Annotated in this window: 11 protein-coding genes; 7 read left to right on the top strand and 4 right to left on the bottom strand. The window is 70.0% G+C overall.

All coding sequences use genetic code 11. The features are described 5' to 3' along the window. Window positions 1-39 precede the first annotated feature (39 nt). Both AMYAL_RS0101205 and AMYAL_RS0101200 read right to left on the bottom strand, forming a co-directional pair. Window positions 40-915 (bottom strand): SGNH/GDSL hydrolase family protein, encoded by an 876-nt coding sequence (locus tag AMYAL_RS0101205; protein ID WP_020629473.1) that lies wholly within the window; start codon window positions 913-915, stop codon window positions 40-42. A 108-nt stretch (window positions 916-1,023) separates the two neighbouring features. After that, a complete protein-coding gene (locus tag AMYAL_RS0101200; RefSeq protein ID WP_020629472.1) occupies window positions 1,024-1,653 on the bottom strand; it encodes a class I SAM-dependent methyltransferase in 630 nt (209 codons plus the stop codon). A 70-nt stretch (window positions 1,654-1,723) separates the two neighbouring features. Here AMYAL_RS0101200 and folC point away from each other — a divergent pair, with 70 nt between their 5' ends. Then, the gene (gene folC / locus AMYAL_RS0101195) at window positions 1,724-3,400 is read left to right on the top strand and encodes a bifunctional tetrahydrofolate synthase/dihydrofolate synthase (RefSeq protein ID WP_020629471.1); all 1,677 of its coding nucleotides are present in this window, start codon (window positions 1,724-1,726) and stop codon (window positions 3,398-3,400) included. Continuing rightward, window positions 3,397-3,795 carry a DUF4233 domain-containing protein gene (locus AMYAL_RS0101190; RefSeq protein ID WP_020629470.1) on the top strand — a complete coding sequence of 133 codons (399 nt, stop codon included), beginning with the start codon at window positions 3,397-3,399 and terminating at the stop codon, window positions 3,793-3,795. Before folC ends, AMYAL_RS0101190 begins: the two co-directional genes overlap by 4 nt. Window positions 3,796-3,950: 155 nt before the next feature. Here the strand turns inward: AMYAL_RS0101190 and AMYAL_RS0101185 are convergent, their stop codons facing one another. Continuing rightward, window positions 3,951-6,332: a penicillin acylase family protein gene (locus AMYAL_RS0101185; RefSeq protein ID WP_026466637.1), complete on the bottom strand. Its 2,382-nt coding sequence runs from the start codon at window positions 6,330-6,332 to the stop codon at window positions 3,951-3,953. A gap of 159 nt (window positions 6,333-6,491) precedes the next feature. On the opposite strand from AMYAL_RS0101185, the gene AMYAL_RS0101180 reads away from it, so the two are divergent. Continuing rightward, on the top strand, window positions 6,492-8,048 hold the full coding sequence (locus tag AMYAL_RS0101180; protein WP_020629468.1) for an alkaline phosphatase D family protein: 1,557 nt from the start codon (window positions 6,492-6,494) through the stop codon (window positions 8,046-8,048). On the opposite strand, the gene AMYAL_RS0101175 is transcribed toward AMYAL_RS0101180, so the two are convergent. Beyond that, on the bottom strand, window positions 7,981-8,895 hold the full coding sequence (locus AMYAL_RS0101175) for an NAD(P)-dependent oxidoreductase (RefSeq protein WP_026466636.1): 915 nt from the start codon (window positions 8,893-8,895) through the stop codon (window positions 7,981-7,983). The genes AMYAL_RS0101180 and AMYAL_RS0101175 overlap by 68 nt on opposite strands. A 112-nt stretch (window positions 8,896-9,007) precedes the next feature. Here AMYAL_RS0101175 and AMYAL_RS0101170 point away from each other — a divergent pair, with 112 nt between their 5' ends. The 4 genes from AMYAL_RS0101170 to AMYAL_RS0101155 all read left to right on the top strand — a co-directional run bounded on the left by AMYAL_RS0101170 (window position 9,008) and on the right by AMYAL_RS0101155 (window position 14,102). Then, on the top strand, window positions 9,008-9,355 hold the full coding sequence (locus AMYAL_RS0101170; protein ID WP_020629466.1) for a winged helix-turn-helix transcriptional regulator: 348 nt from the start codon (window positions 9,008-9,010) through the stop codon (window positions 9,353-9,355). 64 nt (window positions 9,356-9,419) lie between these two features. After that, a complete protein-coding gene (ndk, locus tag AMYAL_RS0101165) occupies window positions 9,420-9,830 on the top strand; it encodes a nucleoside-diphosphate kinase (RefSeq protein WP_020629465.1) in 411 nt (136 codons plus the stop codon). 55 nt (window positions 9,831-9,885) lie between these two features. Further along, a complete protein-coding gene (locus AMYAL_RS0101160; protein ID WP_039793756.1) occupies window positions 9,886-10,629 on the top strand; it encodes a maleylpyruvate isomerase family mycothiol-dependent enzyme in 744 nt (247 codons plus the stop codon). A gap of 128 nt (window positions 10,630-10,757) precedes the next feature. Next, entirely contained in the window at window positions 10,758-14,102 is a 3,345-nt protein-coding gene (locus AMYAL_RS0101155) for a phosphodiester glycosidase family protein (RefSeq protein ID WP_020629463.1), read from the top strand. Window positions 14,103-14,133 lie beyond the last annotated feature (31 nt).

The following is a 14,133-nucleotide window of genomic DNA, read 5'->3' as shown; positions in this document are numbered from 1 at the left end:
TCCTGGCGAAATTCGCCAGGAACGGACCGTTCACGGCGTTCAGCGGAGGTGGCGCAGGACCACTCCGGCCACGCCCGCCATCCCCGCGCGGTAGGGGTGGTAAGCGGCCGCGGCGAGCAGTTTCGTGTGCTGCCCGTTGATCCACGCGGCACCGTCCGGCGCGCAGGCGTCGTGCCCGGCGGACGGACCGTAGGTGTCCACAAAGGACGAATCCCCGTCGGCGGCGACGGCCTTCTCGATCGCCGAGTTCAACGCCTTCTCGACGGTGTTGAGCCAGGCGTAGTCACCGTCTGCGAAGGGCAGGATCTTCGGGCAGTGACCGGACTCCGGCGCGATCCGCGGATAGCCGACGACGACCACGTCGGCGCGCGGCGAGCGGGCGTGGATCCCGGCCAGTACCTTCTCGACGTTCTTGCCGGTTTCGGCGATCTTGGCCTTGATGGTGTCGACACCGCCCGAGGTGAACCTGTCCTGGCACGGGTTCCCGGTGGGATCGGCCGCGCGCAGGGACGGGCAGGTGCCGACGAGCGTGCCGAAGACGCCGTAGTCGTTGCCGCCGATCCCGACGGTGACCAGGTCGGTGTTCGCACGCAGGGCGCTGAACTGCGGCGGGTTGCTGCCGAGGAACACACTCTGCCGCTGCGTCATGTTGCTCGTGTCGGCGCCGCCACAGCTGATGTCGGTGAACGAGCGGACGTGCAGCGCCGCGGCGAGCATCGACGGGTAGTTCTGCGTCGATTTGCCGCAGAAGAGCGGGTCGAGGCGGGGGAGCGGGATGAGCGGCCCGGAAGTGTACGAATCACCCAGCGCGACGTAGTTCCGGTAGGACCGCGTGGCGGCGGTGGCCGCCGTGGTGGAAGCGATCAGCAGGACGACGGTCGAGACGGCCGCGAACAAGACGCGTCTGAAGCGCATGAGGACCCCGATCTCCGGACTGGATGGCCTCATCAAAAATGAACCGCATCCGGCCGGGTCGGCGCCGCCGATCGGGTGGTCGGGTCCCGGTTTCACCCGCTTGGGGTGTCACATCGGGTGGTCTTCTTCGGGTCTGCGGTAGACGAGGAGATAGCGGTAGAAGAGCAGGCTCCGGAGCCTGCTTCCCGGCAGCAGCCGGGCCGCGTCACGCCGGATCCGGTTCATCGGGGGGAAGGTCTCGTGGATGGGCGCCGTCGGCAGCGGATCGATCCCGCCGTTGAGCCGTTCGCCCGCGTACACGACCACCCTGGCCAGCGCGTTGACCGGCGAGGCCACCAGGGCACGCGCGTAGTCGGCGGGCGTGCTGGGCTTGCCGAGGCCGAGCACGGCCAGCACCCCGCCGGGGACCAGCGCGTCCCGCAGCCTCGTGACCGTGTCGAAGGGCACATGATGCAGCGACGCGAGGCAGGAGATGAAGTCGTACGCGCCCTCCGGCAGCTTCTCGGCGGAGACGTCGGCCTGCCGGTACGAGATCGTGCCGGGGCCCGGCGAGCCCGCCGCACGGGCCAGGTCGATCATCGGGCCGGACCGGTCGATCGCCTCGACGTGCATACCGGTCGCCGCGAGCCGCCGGGCGAACCGTCCGCCGCCGCAGCCCACGTCCAGCGCCACCCCCGGACCGGGCGGCAGGTGGTCGAGCAGCAGCGGGTGGTAGTGGTCGTTGTGGTTGAACCCCATGCGTCGAGAGTGCCAGCAAAAGCCGCACGTAGACTCGGCCCGACAGGCAGCAAGGCTAAGAGGAGAGTTCGTGCCGCGAGGTGACGGCCGGGATTCCGAAGATTTCAGGGAATCCCCGGACCTGGCAGATCTGGACAGTTTCGCCGGTGTCGACGAATTGGGGGCACGCGCCCACGATCCGGCCGACGACACCGACCCGGATCTGGACGCACCCGACGCCGCGTACCAGGCGGGCGGCGGCGCCGGCGGCGGGATCGGCGGGATCGGGCAGCTGGGGGACAACCTCGCGCTCGGGCCCGTGCCGGACCTCGTCGCCCCCGAGGACGTGGAACTGCACGAACTGGACGACCAGGGCGACGAGTTCACCCCGTCCGACCCCAACGGCCAGCAGGCGCGCCGCGAACTGCTCGCCGTCGAGGCCGAGCTGAACCAGCGCTGGCCCGAGACCAAGATCGAACCGTCCCTCGCCCGGATCGCGGCCCTGGTCAACCTCATGGGTGAACCGCACCGCGGCTACCCGGTGCTGCACGTCGCCGGGACCAACGGCAAGGGTTCGACCACGCGGATGATCGACGCGCTGCTGACCCGGATGGGCCTGCGCGTCGGCCGGTACACGAGCCCGCATCTGCAGCTGGTCACCGAGCGGATCGCGCTGGACGGCGTCCCCATCTCCGCCGCCGCGTACGTCGACCTGTATCGCGACGTCGCGCCGTACGTGACCATGGTGGACAACGCGGGCGGGCCCGACGGGGTGCCGATGAGCAAGTTCGAGGTGCTCACCGGGATGGCGTTCGCGGCCTTCGCCGACGCGCCCGTCGAGGCCGCGGTCGTCGAAACCGGTCTCGGCGGCTCCTGGGACGCCACCAACGTCGCGGACGGCGACGTCGCCGTCATCACGCCGATCGGCGTCGACCACGTCGAGTACTTCGGCGGTTCCCCGGTCAAAGCCGCGGTGGAGAAGGCCGGGATCATCAAGCCCGGCAGCGTCGCGGTCATCGCCGAGCAGGACCCCGACGTGCAGAAGATCCTGCTGGAACGCGCCGTCGAGGTCGACGCGGCCGTCGCCCGCGCGGGCAGCGAGTTCGGCGTGCTGGAACGCGAGATCGCCGTCGGCGGGCAGCTGCTGAAGCTGCAGGGCCTCGGCGGGGTCTACGACGAGATCTTCCTGCCGCTGCACGGCGCGCACCAGGCGGCCAACGCCGCGCTCGCACTGGCCGCCGTCGAAGCCTTCTTCGGCGCGGGCAAGGACAAACAACTGGTCGTCGAAGCCGTTCGAGAGGCCTTCGCCGAGGTGGAGACCCCCGGCAGGCTGGAGCGCGTCCGCGCCGCACCGACCGTGCTGCTCGACGCCGCGCACAACCCGCACGGCGCCAAGGCGCTCGCCACCACCGTCGCCGAGGAGTTCGCCTTCCGGCGCCTCGCCGCCGTGGTCGGCGTGATGGCCGAGAAGGACGCGAGGGGAATCCTGGACGCCCTCGAACCGGTCGTCACCGAGATCGTCGTCACCAAGAACTCGTCCCCGCGCGCGATGCCGCTCGACGAACTCAACGACATCGCCATCTCGATCTTCGGCGAAGACCGCGTCGTGGCCGAACCGAGCCTGGACGCCGCGATCGAAACCGCCATCGGCCTCGTCGAGCAGAGCGACGACCCGGAGGAACCTCTGGCGGGCGGCGGTGTGCTGGTCACCGGCTCGGTCGTCACCGCGGGCGAGGCCAGGACCCTGTTCGGTAAGGAGCCGGCGTGACCGACGAGACCCCGAAGCCGCCGGCCAAGGACCCGATGAAGTCCTTCCGCGGCGTGATGGCCGGTTCCCTGATCATGGAGGGCATCACCGTCGCGCTGGCGCTGCCGGTGGTGGCGAAACTCGGCAGCGGGATCGGCTCGGTCACCGGCTGGTCGGTGATCGCTGTCGCGGTCGCGCTGATCGTGCTGTGCGGTTTCCTGAAGAAGCCCTGGGCGGTGCCCGCGGTGCTCGTGCTGCAGGTCGCCCTGATCGCGTTCTTCGTCGCGCTGCCCGCCGTGGCGATCCTCGGGGTGATCTTCCTCGGGATCTGGCTGTGGCTGCTGTGGCTGCGGCGGGACGTGGCCCGGCGGATGGCGGCCGGGACCCTGCCGAGCCAGCAACAGCAACCCCAGTAGCGGTTCTCGCAGCCAGGACGAAGGCGTCATTCGCGTGATCAGAAACGGAACTCACGTGTCTGGACGCCGCACTCGGGTGTGCGGTGTCTGATCACGCGAGTTCCGTCTCCGATCACGCGAGTTCCGTCTTCAAGCACGCGAGTGCGGCCCGGTGCTTACCGCAGCCGCACCACCTTCAGCTCCGGTGACGCCGCGATGTCGGCACCGCAGAACCGTCCCCGCACCCAGCCGCCCCGCGAGTACAGCCGCGTTTGGTCGGCGAAATGCGGCGACGTGACGTCGGTCGACTGCGAGTACGTCATGATCGTCGAGACGTCCGGGCAGGCCTTGCCGCTGAACCCGACCACCTGCACGAAACTGGATCCGTGCGCGACCTCGCGGTTGCCGCCCGCCGGATCCCACTGGGCCGTGATCACGTTGAGCACGCCCAGGCCGCCGGGCCCGCCGTGGATCGGGATCCGCTGACCGGCCCGCGTCACCGTCTGGTTGTCGCCGAGCCTGCCGTCGACCGGGATGCCGCCGGCGCGGAATTCCGTGAGCGTGTCACCGAAAGCCTTCTGCACGACAGGGTTCCCGGTCGCGAGTGAACGCGGCGTCGTCACCGGCTGGGCCGGGTCGAAGGGGACCTGCCAGAAGTCCCGCAGCCCGCCGAGCCGGGCCGCGAACCGCTGGAAGAACAGCGCGCCGCGGCTGTCGAGCCGGAAGGTGCGGTCCCAGGACGCGAGCGTCGAGCAGGCGTTGCCGACGGGCACCGGCCCGGACGCGGACGGTGCCTGCCCGCCAGGGAAGGACGCGCACATCTTCGCCGTGTCGGCGGCGGCGAGTTCGGCGGTGCGGCTCCGGTCGCGGTACAGCAGGTCCTTCATCGACGACGGCGTGAAACCCTTGCCCGCCATACCTTCTTCAGCGGAGATCAGCGCTTCCCTGGTCCTGTCCGATCGGGTCGTCCCGGTCGTGCCGACGATCCGGGGGAGCGGCGCGATCGGCGCGCGGGCGTTGGCGAGCCAGGCGCTGTCGTTGGCGTTGAGTTCGTAGTCACGCCGCTGCTGCAAGGGCAGCTTGGACGGCCCGAACAGGCCCGGTTCCAGGGAATCCGGGTCGGAACCCCAGCCGCACGAGGACTTCCCACCGTCCAAGATGGACAATCCGCCGAGCGCGAACAGCTGGTTCCCGAGCGGGGTGCCACAGGTCGCGGCCAGCTCGTCGGTGACGTGCGGGACCACCTGGATGTCGCTGTACAGCGCGTTGCCCGCCCTGTCGGCGGCGATGGTGTTGACCCACGGGACGCCCTGCGTGCGCGCGAGCGTGTCGGCGACGTCTTTGGTGCTGTGCGCTTCGCTCAGTTCGAACCAGGTGTTGAGGCCGCGGAGATTGCCCGCGTTCCCGTCCCGCAAGGTGTGCGCGGACTTCGTCGTCCACGGCATGGGCACGTCGAAGGCCGACCCGACGACCTGGCCGTACCTGGTCCCGTAGAACGTGCGGCTGACCTGCTTCCGCTCGCCACCCGGTTCCTTGACCTCGACCTTCACCTCGCGTGCGGTCATCTTCTCCGGTTTGCCGTCGACGAGGTACGTCGTCGGGTCACCGGGGACCAGCGGCACTTCGAAGAGGCCGAAGGTGGTCGCGGTCGACACCGTATGCGTCCACGCTACGTCGGCGGTGTGCCCGATCTGCGGCATCGGGATGCCCAGCAGGCTCCCGCCTGCGACGTCGAAGCGGCCGGGAATGGTCAGCTGTGACTGCCAGAACCGGCGCCCGCCCTGCCACGGGTAGTGCGGATTCCCCAGCAGCAGCCCGCCGCCCGACCGTGTCCCGTCCCCGCCGATCGCGATGCCGTTGCTGCCGAGTTCGCCGGTTCCCATGGCCTTGCGGAACCCTTCGGCGATCCGCTGCGCCGCGTCCGGCCCGGCGGCCGGTACGTCCTTTGTGGACGGAGGCTGGGTCCTGGCCAGGTCCGAGGCGAGCATGCCCTGCCCGCCGACCGAGGCGATGGCGTAGAAGTGCCGGTAGAAGTCCAGCTCGGTGATCGGCCGGACCCAGTCCGCGCCGCGGCACACCGGATCGGTGATGCGCCGGACGCCGGTCTGCTTCAGATACGCGTTGTAGCCCTCGACGTACCCGGAAGCCAGTTGCCGCACTTCCGTTCGCGGGCCGAGCGGCGCGGGCTGCGCGAGGAGCCGTTCGACCACGCCGGAATCGTTGATCCGCTGGAAATGCAGGTCGCTGTCGAGGTTGTTCTCCGCTTCGCTCATCGCCGGGTTGCCGTGGCCGCCCGCCCCGAGGTACGCGGACCGCCGCGCGGACACCGTCAGATAGGTGTTCGCGAGTTCACAGATGTTGTCCTTGGCCGAGGCGAACCCGTAGCCGTAGCCGAGCCCGTCGAAATCCTTCGCCGCGATGTGCGGGATCCCGAACTCGGTGTACCTGATCACCGCCCGCGAGCGGCCCAGCTCGTCCGCGGACGAGACCCCCGTCGTCAGGCTCGATACCGCCAAGGCTGCCGTGAGCAGCACGAGGCCACGCTGGAATCTTCGCATCGTTCCCCCATTCGGATCGATCATCCCCGTAATCGAAAGTACCGGCGTTGGCACGGAGCGAGCATCGGCCGAACGGTTGAGTCGGCTACCGTCCGTTCGTTCATCACCGCGCAAACCGCAGTTGGCCCACCGGCCGTGGCCGCGGGATAGAACCGCGCCATGACCGCAACCCACCACAACCGCCGCACGCTGCTCAAGGCCGGTCTCACCGGCGCCGGAGCCGTCGCGGGCGGCCTGCTCCTCCCCGGAACCGCGGCCGCGAACCCCGTCCCGCTGATCCGCCGCGACCGCCCGGTGCTCACCCACGGTGTCCAGTCCGGCGACGTCACCACCGGTTCCGGCATCGTCTGGTCGCGTGCCGACCGTCCCTCGCGGCTGATCGTGGAGGTCGCCAGGGATCCCTCGTTCCGGCACGCGCGCCGCGTGCGCGGGCCGGTGATGAGCCCGGAGACCGGCGGCACCGGCAAGGTCCGCGTCGCCGGCCTGCTGCCGGGGACCGAGGTCCACTACCGCGTGACCGCCGAATCTCTCGACGGCCGGACGTGTAGCGAAGCCGTCACCGGCCGGTTCGCCACGGCGCCGATCGGCCGCTCGGACGTCCGACTGGTGTGGTCCGGTGACGTCGTCGGGCAGAACTGGGGCATCAACCCCGAACGCGGCGGCATGACGATCTACCGCGCGATGGCCGACCGCCGTCCCGACCTGTTCCTCCACTGTGGAGACACGGTGTACGCCGACGCGCCGCTCACCGAGACCGTCGCGCTGCCGGGCGGCCGCGTGTGGCGCAACATCGTCACCCCGGAGAAGTCGAAGGTCGCCGAGACACTCGACGAGTACCGCGGCCAGTTCGCCTACAACCTGCTCGACGACAACCTCAAGCGCTTCACCGCGAACGTGCCCGCGTACGTCCAGTGGGACGACCACGAGGTCGTGAACAACTGGTATCCGGGGGAGATCCTCAACGACCGCCCCGAGTACACCGAGAAGCGCGTCGACGTGCTCGCGGCCCGCGCGTTCCAGGCGTTCCACGAATGGCACCCGATCGACCGCCGCCAGGCCGTCGACGGCCGCGTCCACCGCAACTTCCGGTACGGCTCGCGCGCCGAGGTCTTCGTGCTGGACATGCGGACCTACAAGGACGCCAACACCGCGGATCAGACCAAACCGGGCCGCATCCTCGGCGACCGGCAGGCACGCTGGCTCGTCGACGCGCTCGACCGCAGCACCGCCACCTGGAAGATCGTCCAGGCCGACCTCCCGATCGGCCTCACCGTCCCCGACGGCAAGGGCATCGAGGGCGTCGCCAACGGCCTGCCCGGCGCGCCCGGCGGCCGCGAGACCGAACTCGCCTGGGTGCTGCGGGAGATCGCGCGGCGCCGGGTGCGCAACGTCGTCTGGCTGACCGCCGACGTGCACTACACCGCGGCGCACCACTACTCGCCGGATCGCGCTTCCTTCACCGACTTCGACCCGTTCTGGGAGTTCGTCTCCGGTCCGCTCAACGCCGGCGCGTTCGGCCCGAACACACTCGACCCGACCTTCGGGCCGGAGGCGGTGTTCGTGCACGCCCCGCCCGCCGCGAACACCTCGCCCGCCGACGGTTTCCAGCACTTCGGCGAGGTGAACATCGACGGGCGGAGCGGCGCGCTCAAGGTGGATCTGCGGGACGCTTCGGGCGCTTCGCTGTGGTCGAAGACCCTCCAGCCCCAGCGCTGAGCAGCTCCGTCAGGACCGCGATGCTGCGGTCGCCGTGCCCAGCCTCGGCGGCCCGCCGCACGAGGTCGTGCAGCGGACGCTGCCACTCGACGTCGACGCCTTCCTCGGCCAGTTCGAGGTCGGCGGCGGCGCCGGCGTGGAAGATGTCCACCGACGCGGACGGATCGGAGTAGTCGCGGCTGTCGATTTCCTTGGTGTACATCGGAAGCGCCGAGATGATCATTTCGAACCACTTGGTCGCGTACGGCAGCAGCGTTTCGGCTTCGAGCCCGCGCGACCTCAGCGCGGCGGCACCCTGGAAGAACCCGACCAGCGCGGGCAGCAGGGTGCCGCCGACGGCCATTTCGTACAGCGCCGCGAGATCGGGCTCCTCGCCGAGGTGGACGGTGTCGCCGCCCAGTACCCGCAAGGTGTCCACGTGTTCGTCGAAGACCGCCTTGTCGCCGCCGTAGTACAGCAACGTGTCCGGCGCGCCGACGGCCGACGGGATGTTCTTGACCGCGCCGTCGAGGAATCGCGCGCCCCGGCTCGTCGCCCACTCGGCCATCCGACGGGCTCCCGCGGGCGATCCGGTGTTCAGGGTGACCAGAGCGCGTCCGTTCAGGGAAGCGGCTTCCAGTACCGCGCGTGTGTCGTCGTAGGTGGTCAGGCAGGTGATGATCAACGGGCTCGCGCGCACCGAGTCTTCGGCCGTTCCGGCTCGGCGTGCCCCGCGCGCGACAAGGGGATCGACCTTCGAAGCCGTCCTGTTCCACACCGTGGTCGGATGCCCGGCCGCGAGGAAGGCGTCCGCCAGTGCGGCGCCCATCGATCCGAGCCCCAGGACGGTCACCGCTGTTTTCGGCATTTTTCGCTCCAGTCAAAGGAAATCTTCGGGATGACTTCATGCTGGGGCGTCACGTACCTTTGATCAAGTACCTACTAATTTGCCGGGTACTGACAAAAAGGTAAGTGATGGGATGACCAAGAACCGCACGTTCACCTGTGGGCTCGATGCCGCGATCGCCGTCATGGGCGGCAAATGGAAAGGGCTCATCCTGTTCTCGCTCCAGGAGGGGCCGGTGCGCTTCGGGGAGTTGCGGCGCGCGCTGCCCGGTATCAGCGAACGGGTGCTGATCCGGCAACTGCGCGAGATGGAGGCCACCGGGCTGCTGCGTCGCGAGGCATACCACCAGGTCCCGCCGAAGGTGGAGTACTCGCTGACCGAGTTCGGACATTCGCTGAACACCGCGATGGCGGTGCTCGGGGCCTGGGGCGAGGAGCATATGGAGCGTATCGAGGCCATTCCCTGGTCCGACGTGAAGTGAGCGGCGAAGCACCCAGTAGGCTCCGGGCGAATAGCACGAAACCCACCCAAGGAGAAATACCGCCGTGACTGAACGCACGCTGGTCCTCGTCAAGCCCGATGGCGTCGCGCGCGGCCTCGTCGGCGAGGTCATCTCGCGCATCGAGCGCAAGGGCCTGAAGCTCGTCGCCCTCGAACTGCGCACCGTCGAGCGCTCGGTCGCCGAGGAGCACTACGCCGAGCACAAGGAGCGCCCGTTCTTCGGCGACCTCCTCGAGTTCATCACCTCGGGCCCGCTGGTCGCGCTCGCCGTCGAGGGCCCGCGCGCCATCGCCGCCTTCCGCCAGCTCGCCGGTGGCACCGACCCGGTCGAGAAGGCCACCCCCGGCACCCTGCGCGGCGACTTCGCGCTGGAGACCCAGTACAACCTGGTGCACGGTTCGGACTCCCCGGAGTCGGCCGAGCGCGAGCTCAAGCTCTGGTTCCCCGAGGTCTGACACACTCGTGGGTGACGCGGTCTTCCCGCGTCACCCACGGATCTGGGGGTTGTCGATGACACCGGACGAGCACCTGGCACACCTACGGGACCTCACCACCCGTTTCGCGCAGGTGGCGCGCACCGGGGACCACGCCGCGCCCGTACCGTGCTGCGGCGACTGGAGCCTGCGTGACCTGGTCGTCCACCTCGGCAACGTCCACCGCTGGGCGACGGAGATCGCCCGCACCGGCGAGCCCGCCCCGCAGGACTTCGCCGTCGAACCGGGCGCGGATCTCGCCGCCTGGTACGCCGAATGCGCGGACGGCCTCGTCGAGGCGCTGCGCGGGGCTTCCCCGGAAGACAGCTCCTGGAACTTCACCTCCGCTCCCAAGATCAAGGCCTTCTGGTTCCGCCGCCAGGTCCACGAGACCGCGGTGCACCTGCTCGACGCGCATCGCGCGGCGGGAACCGAGTACACCTTCGACCCGGCCGTCGCCGCCGACGGCGTGGACGAGGTCCTCATCGGCATGCTGCCGAAGGTGAAGCGGTGGCACACCCCGCCCGCGGTCACCGTTCCGGTGCTGCTGAAGACGTCCGACACCGGACACGCCTGGTTGATCACACCGCCGGGCGAAGACGACGTTCCCGGATCGCGACAGGCAGAACCCGCCGAAACGGCCGGAGCCGTCGTCGAAGGGCCCGCGGAAGGGCTGGACTTGCTGCTGTGGCAACGGGTCGGGCTCGCCGAGTCGGGCCTGAAGATCACCGGTGACGTCGCCGCGGCGGAAACCTTCCTCGCCGGGCCTTTCACCCCCTGACCTTCGGCGCCCTACGCCGTTCGGTTCACGTTCACCTCGGGGTCTTCTCCTGGCGGCTCACGTCCGCTGTGCTGAGCTCAGCCGCCTGTCACTCGATCGTGGGGTAATTCGTGAGAAGATCACGCCTGTTGTTGCTCGCTGCCCTGCTGCCCGGATCTTTCGTCGCCCTGCCGGCGCACGCCGATCCGCTGACCGCTCCGCTCGGTCCGGCGCCCGTCGAAGCCGCCCCAGCGGCCTCCTCGGCGAAGGAGGGCCCGTCCGCGTACGCCGTCGCCGCGCCCGACGACGGTCTCGTCACCACCAGCGCGACTTCTCGTGTGGCGCCGGGCCTGAGCCTCACCGAGTTCGACCGGTACGACCCGGCGGGCTGGATCCGCGGCGACACCCTCGCCGTCGATCTGACCAGCAAGACCCTCAAGCCGACGTATCTCAGCCCTGGCACGGTTTCCGCGCGGACACCGCTTTCGCAGCAGGTCGCCAGGTCCGGCGCGGTCGCCGGGGTGAACGGCGACTTCTTCGACATCAACGCCAGCGGCGCGCCGATCGGCGTCGGCGTCGACGCCGGGAAACTCCAGACGGCGCCCGCGCGCGGCCACAACCTGACCGCGTCGATCACCGAAGAAGGCAAGGCGCGCCTCGCGGAGGTGTTCCTCGACGCGTCGGTCACCTTGCCCGACGGCAAGAGCGTGCCCGCGTCGAACTTCAACAGCCCCGTGCTGAGCGGAGGCGCGATCGGCGTCTACACGCCGTTGTGGGGCGCGGCTTCGCGGCGGACCTCGGTCGCGGGCGCGCAGCGTGTCGTCGAGATCGAGCTCCGGGACGGGGTCGTCACGCAGGTGCGCCCGCAGCCCGCGGACGGCCCGATCGCGGCGGGCGCGACGGTGCTGCTCGCCCGTGACGGCGGCGTGGACACGTTGTCCGGCTTGAAGACCGGCGACCGCGTGGGTGTCGCGTACGCGCCGAAGACCGACGCAGGAAAGCTGTCCGTCTCGGTCGGCGGCAACATCGTCCTGCTGCGCGACGGTGCGATCCAGCCGGTCGACAACGTCGCCATGCACCCCCGGACCGCGGTCGGGTTCTCCGCCGACGGCACGAAGATGTGGCTCGCCACGGTCGACGGCCGTCAGGCGGACAGCCGCGGCATGACGGAACTCGAACTCGCCCGGCACATGAAGTCGCTCGGCGCGGACGACGCCATCAACCTCGACGGCGGCGGTTCCTCGACCATGCTCGCCCGTGAGGAAGGCGAGAAGTCGCCGCTGGTGCGCAACTCGCCGTCGGACGGCGGGGAACGCCTGGTGCCCAACGGGATCGGCGTCGCCACCGTGCCCGGCAGCGGACGCCTGACCGGGTTCTCGCCCCGGCCCGCGCAGAACACCGCCGACGCGACGCGCGTGCTTTCCGGGCTGACCCGGAAACTCGTCGCCGGAGGCCACGACGAGACCGGCGCGGCCGTCGACGGCAAGGCTCAGTGGCTCAGCACGAATCCCTTCCGCGGCACCGTGACGAACGGTGTCTTCACCGCGCATGCCGACCGGTTCCGGCCGGACGCGCCCGCGACCGTCGACGTCCTGGCGAAGCGCGGTGGTGTTCTGGGCAAGACGACGCTGAACGTCCTCGGCTCGCCGGTCCGGCTGGGCACGAGCACCGAACAGGTCGCGCTGTCCGGCGAAGGCGCGAAGAGCACCTTCAAGGTGTTCGGCTACGACGCCGACGGCTACGGCACGTGGATCGAGCCCGACGACGTCAAACTCGACTACGACCCCTCGGTGGTGCGGATCGAGCCGTCCGGTGACGGATTCGCGGTCACCGCGTTGAAGGCTTCGGGCGCTTCGGCGATCACCGCCACGGCCGGCGGGAAGGTGACGCATCTGGCGGCGTCGGTCGGCACCGAATCCCGTGTGGCGGCGTCCTTGGACGGCCCGGCGGGCTGGTCCGCCAGCGTCTTCCCCGCCGTCGTCGGTGCCGCGCTTTCCGAGGCGCCCGGCCGCGACGGCGGACGCGGTCTCGCGCTGGACTACCGGCTGACCGGGACCAACGCCACACGTGCGGCGTACATCAACTCGGCGGCGCCGATCGCGGTTCCGCCCGGCACCCAGCGCGTCGGCCTGTGGGTCAACGGTGACGCGAAGGGTGCCTGGCTCCGGGCCGAACTCCGCGACACCGCCAACGTTCCGTCCATTGTGGACCTTTCGCTGAGCGTCGACTGGACGGGCTGGCGCTACGTCCGCGCGGCGATCCCGGCCGGGCTCCCCGACGGGCAGCGGCTGACGAAGTTCTACGCCGTCGAGAACGTCCCGGACCAGCAGTACGAAGGAAAGCTGGTCTTCGACGACCTCACCTTCGAGGTCGCGCCCGCGGCCGCCGTCCCCGCCGATCCGGCGCCGCGTGACCCGGCGCTGATCACCGATGGTGTCGCGACCGGCGGACTGCGGATCGCCGTGGTCAGCGACGCGCAGTTCACCGCCGACGACCCGAACGGCCCGCTGGTCGTCCAGGCCAGGCGCGCGCTGCGCGAGGCGGTGGCGGCGAAACCGGATCTCGTGCTGATCAACGGCGACTTCGTCGACCGTGGCACGGCCGCCGACTTCGTGCTGGCGAAGTCGGTCATCGATCAGGAACTGGTCGGCAAGGCGCCCTGGTGCTACGTCCCTGGCAACCACGAGGCCGACGGTGGGCACGGGATCACGGAGTTCCAGGCGGCGTTCGGCGAGACTCACCGCGTCGTCGATGTCGCCGGGATCAGGCTGGTGCTGATGGATTCCTCGCGTGGTTCGCTGCGCGCGGGCGGGTTCGACCAGATCCGGATGCTGCGCGAGGCGCTCGACGGCGCGAAGGCGGACAGGCGGATCCGCGGCGTGGTCGTCGCGATGCACCATCCGGTCAAGGACCCCAGCCCCACCGGGAACTCGCAGCTGGCCGACCGCAAGGAAGCCGCGATGCTGACCGGCTGGCTGACCGCCTTCGAACGCGAATCGGGGAAGCAGGCGGCCGCGATCGCCTCGCACGCCGGCGTGTTCAACCTGTCGCGTGTCGACGGCGTGCCGTACCTGGTGAACGGCAACTCCGGGAAGTCGCCCGCGGCGGCCCCCGGTGACGGCGGGTTCGTCGGCTGGACGATGGTCCGGTTCGAGCCGGGGGACAAGGCGCAGCCGGTGCGGTTCGAGACACGGCCGAACGTCGACTCGCTGTCGCTGTCCGGTCCCGCTTCGCTGGCGCGCGGGCAGAAGGCGGACATCCGGGCCGTGGTGACGCAGGGGGCGCGTCAGGTGCCGGTTTCGTACCCGGTCAGCGCGGACTGGAAGGGCGGCTGGGGCACGCACGTCGCCGACGGGTTCCTGCCCGCGATGCCGTGGGACGTCGCGTCCTTCGATCCGGCGACCGGGGTGCTGACCGCCCTGCGGCCAGGAGTGGCGAACCTTTCGGTCACCGTCAACGGCGTGACGAAGACCCTTTCGATCACCGTCCGCTGACAGGCCCGTCCCCGCGTCGACCGGGTGGCAA

Source organism: Amycolatopsis alba DSM 44262, from assembly GCF_000384215.1.
Lineage (GTDB): Bacteria > Actinomycetota > Actinomycetes > Mycobacteriales > Pseudonocardiaceae > Amycolatopsis > Amycolatopsis alba.
This window is presented reverse-complemented; position numbering and strand designations above follow the sequence as displayed.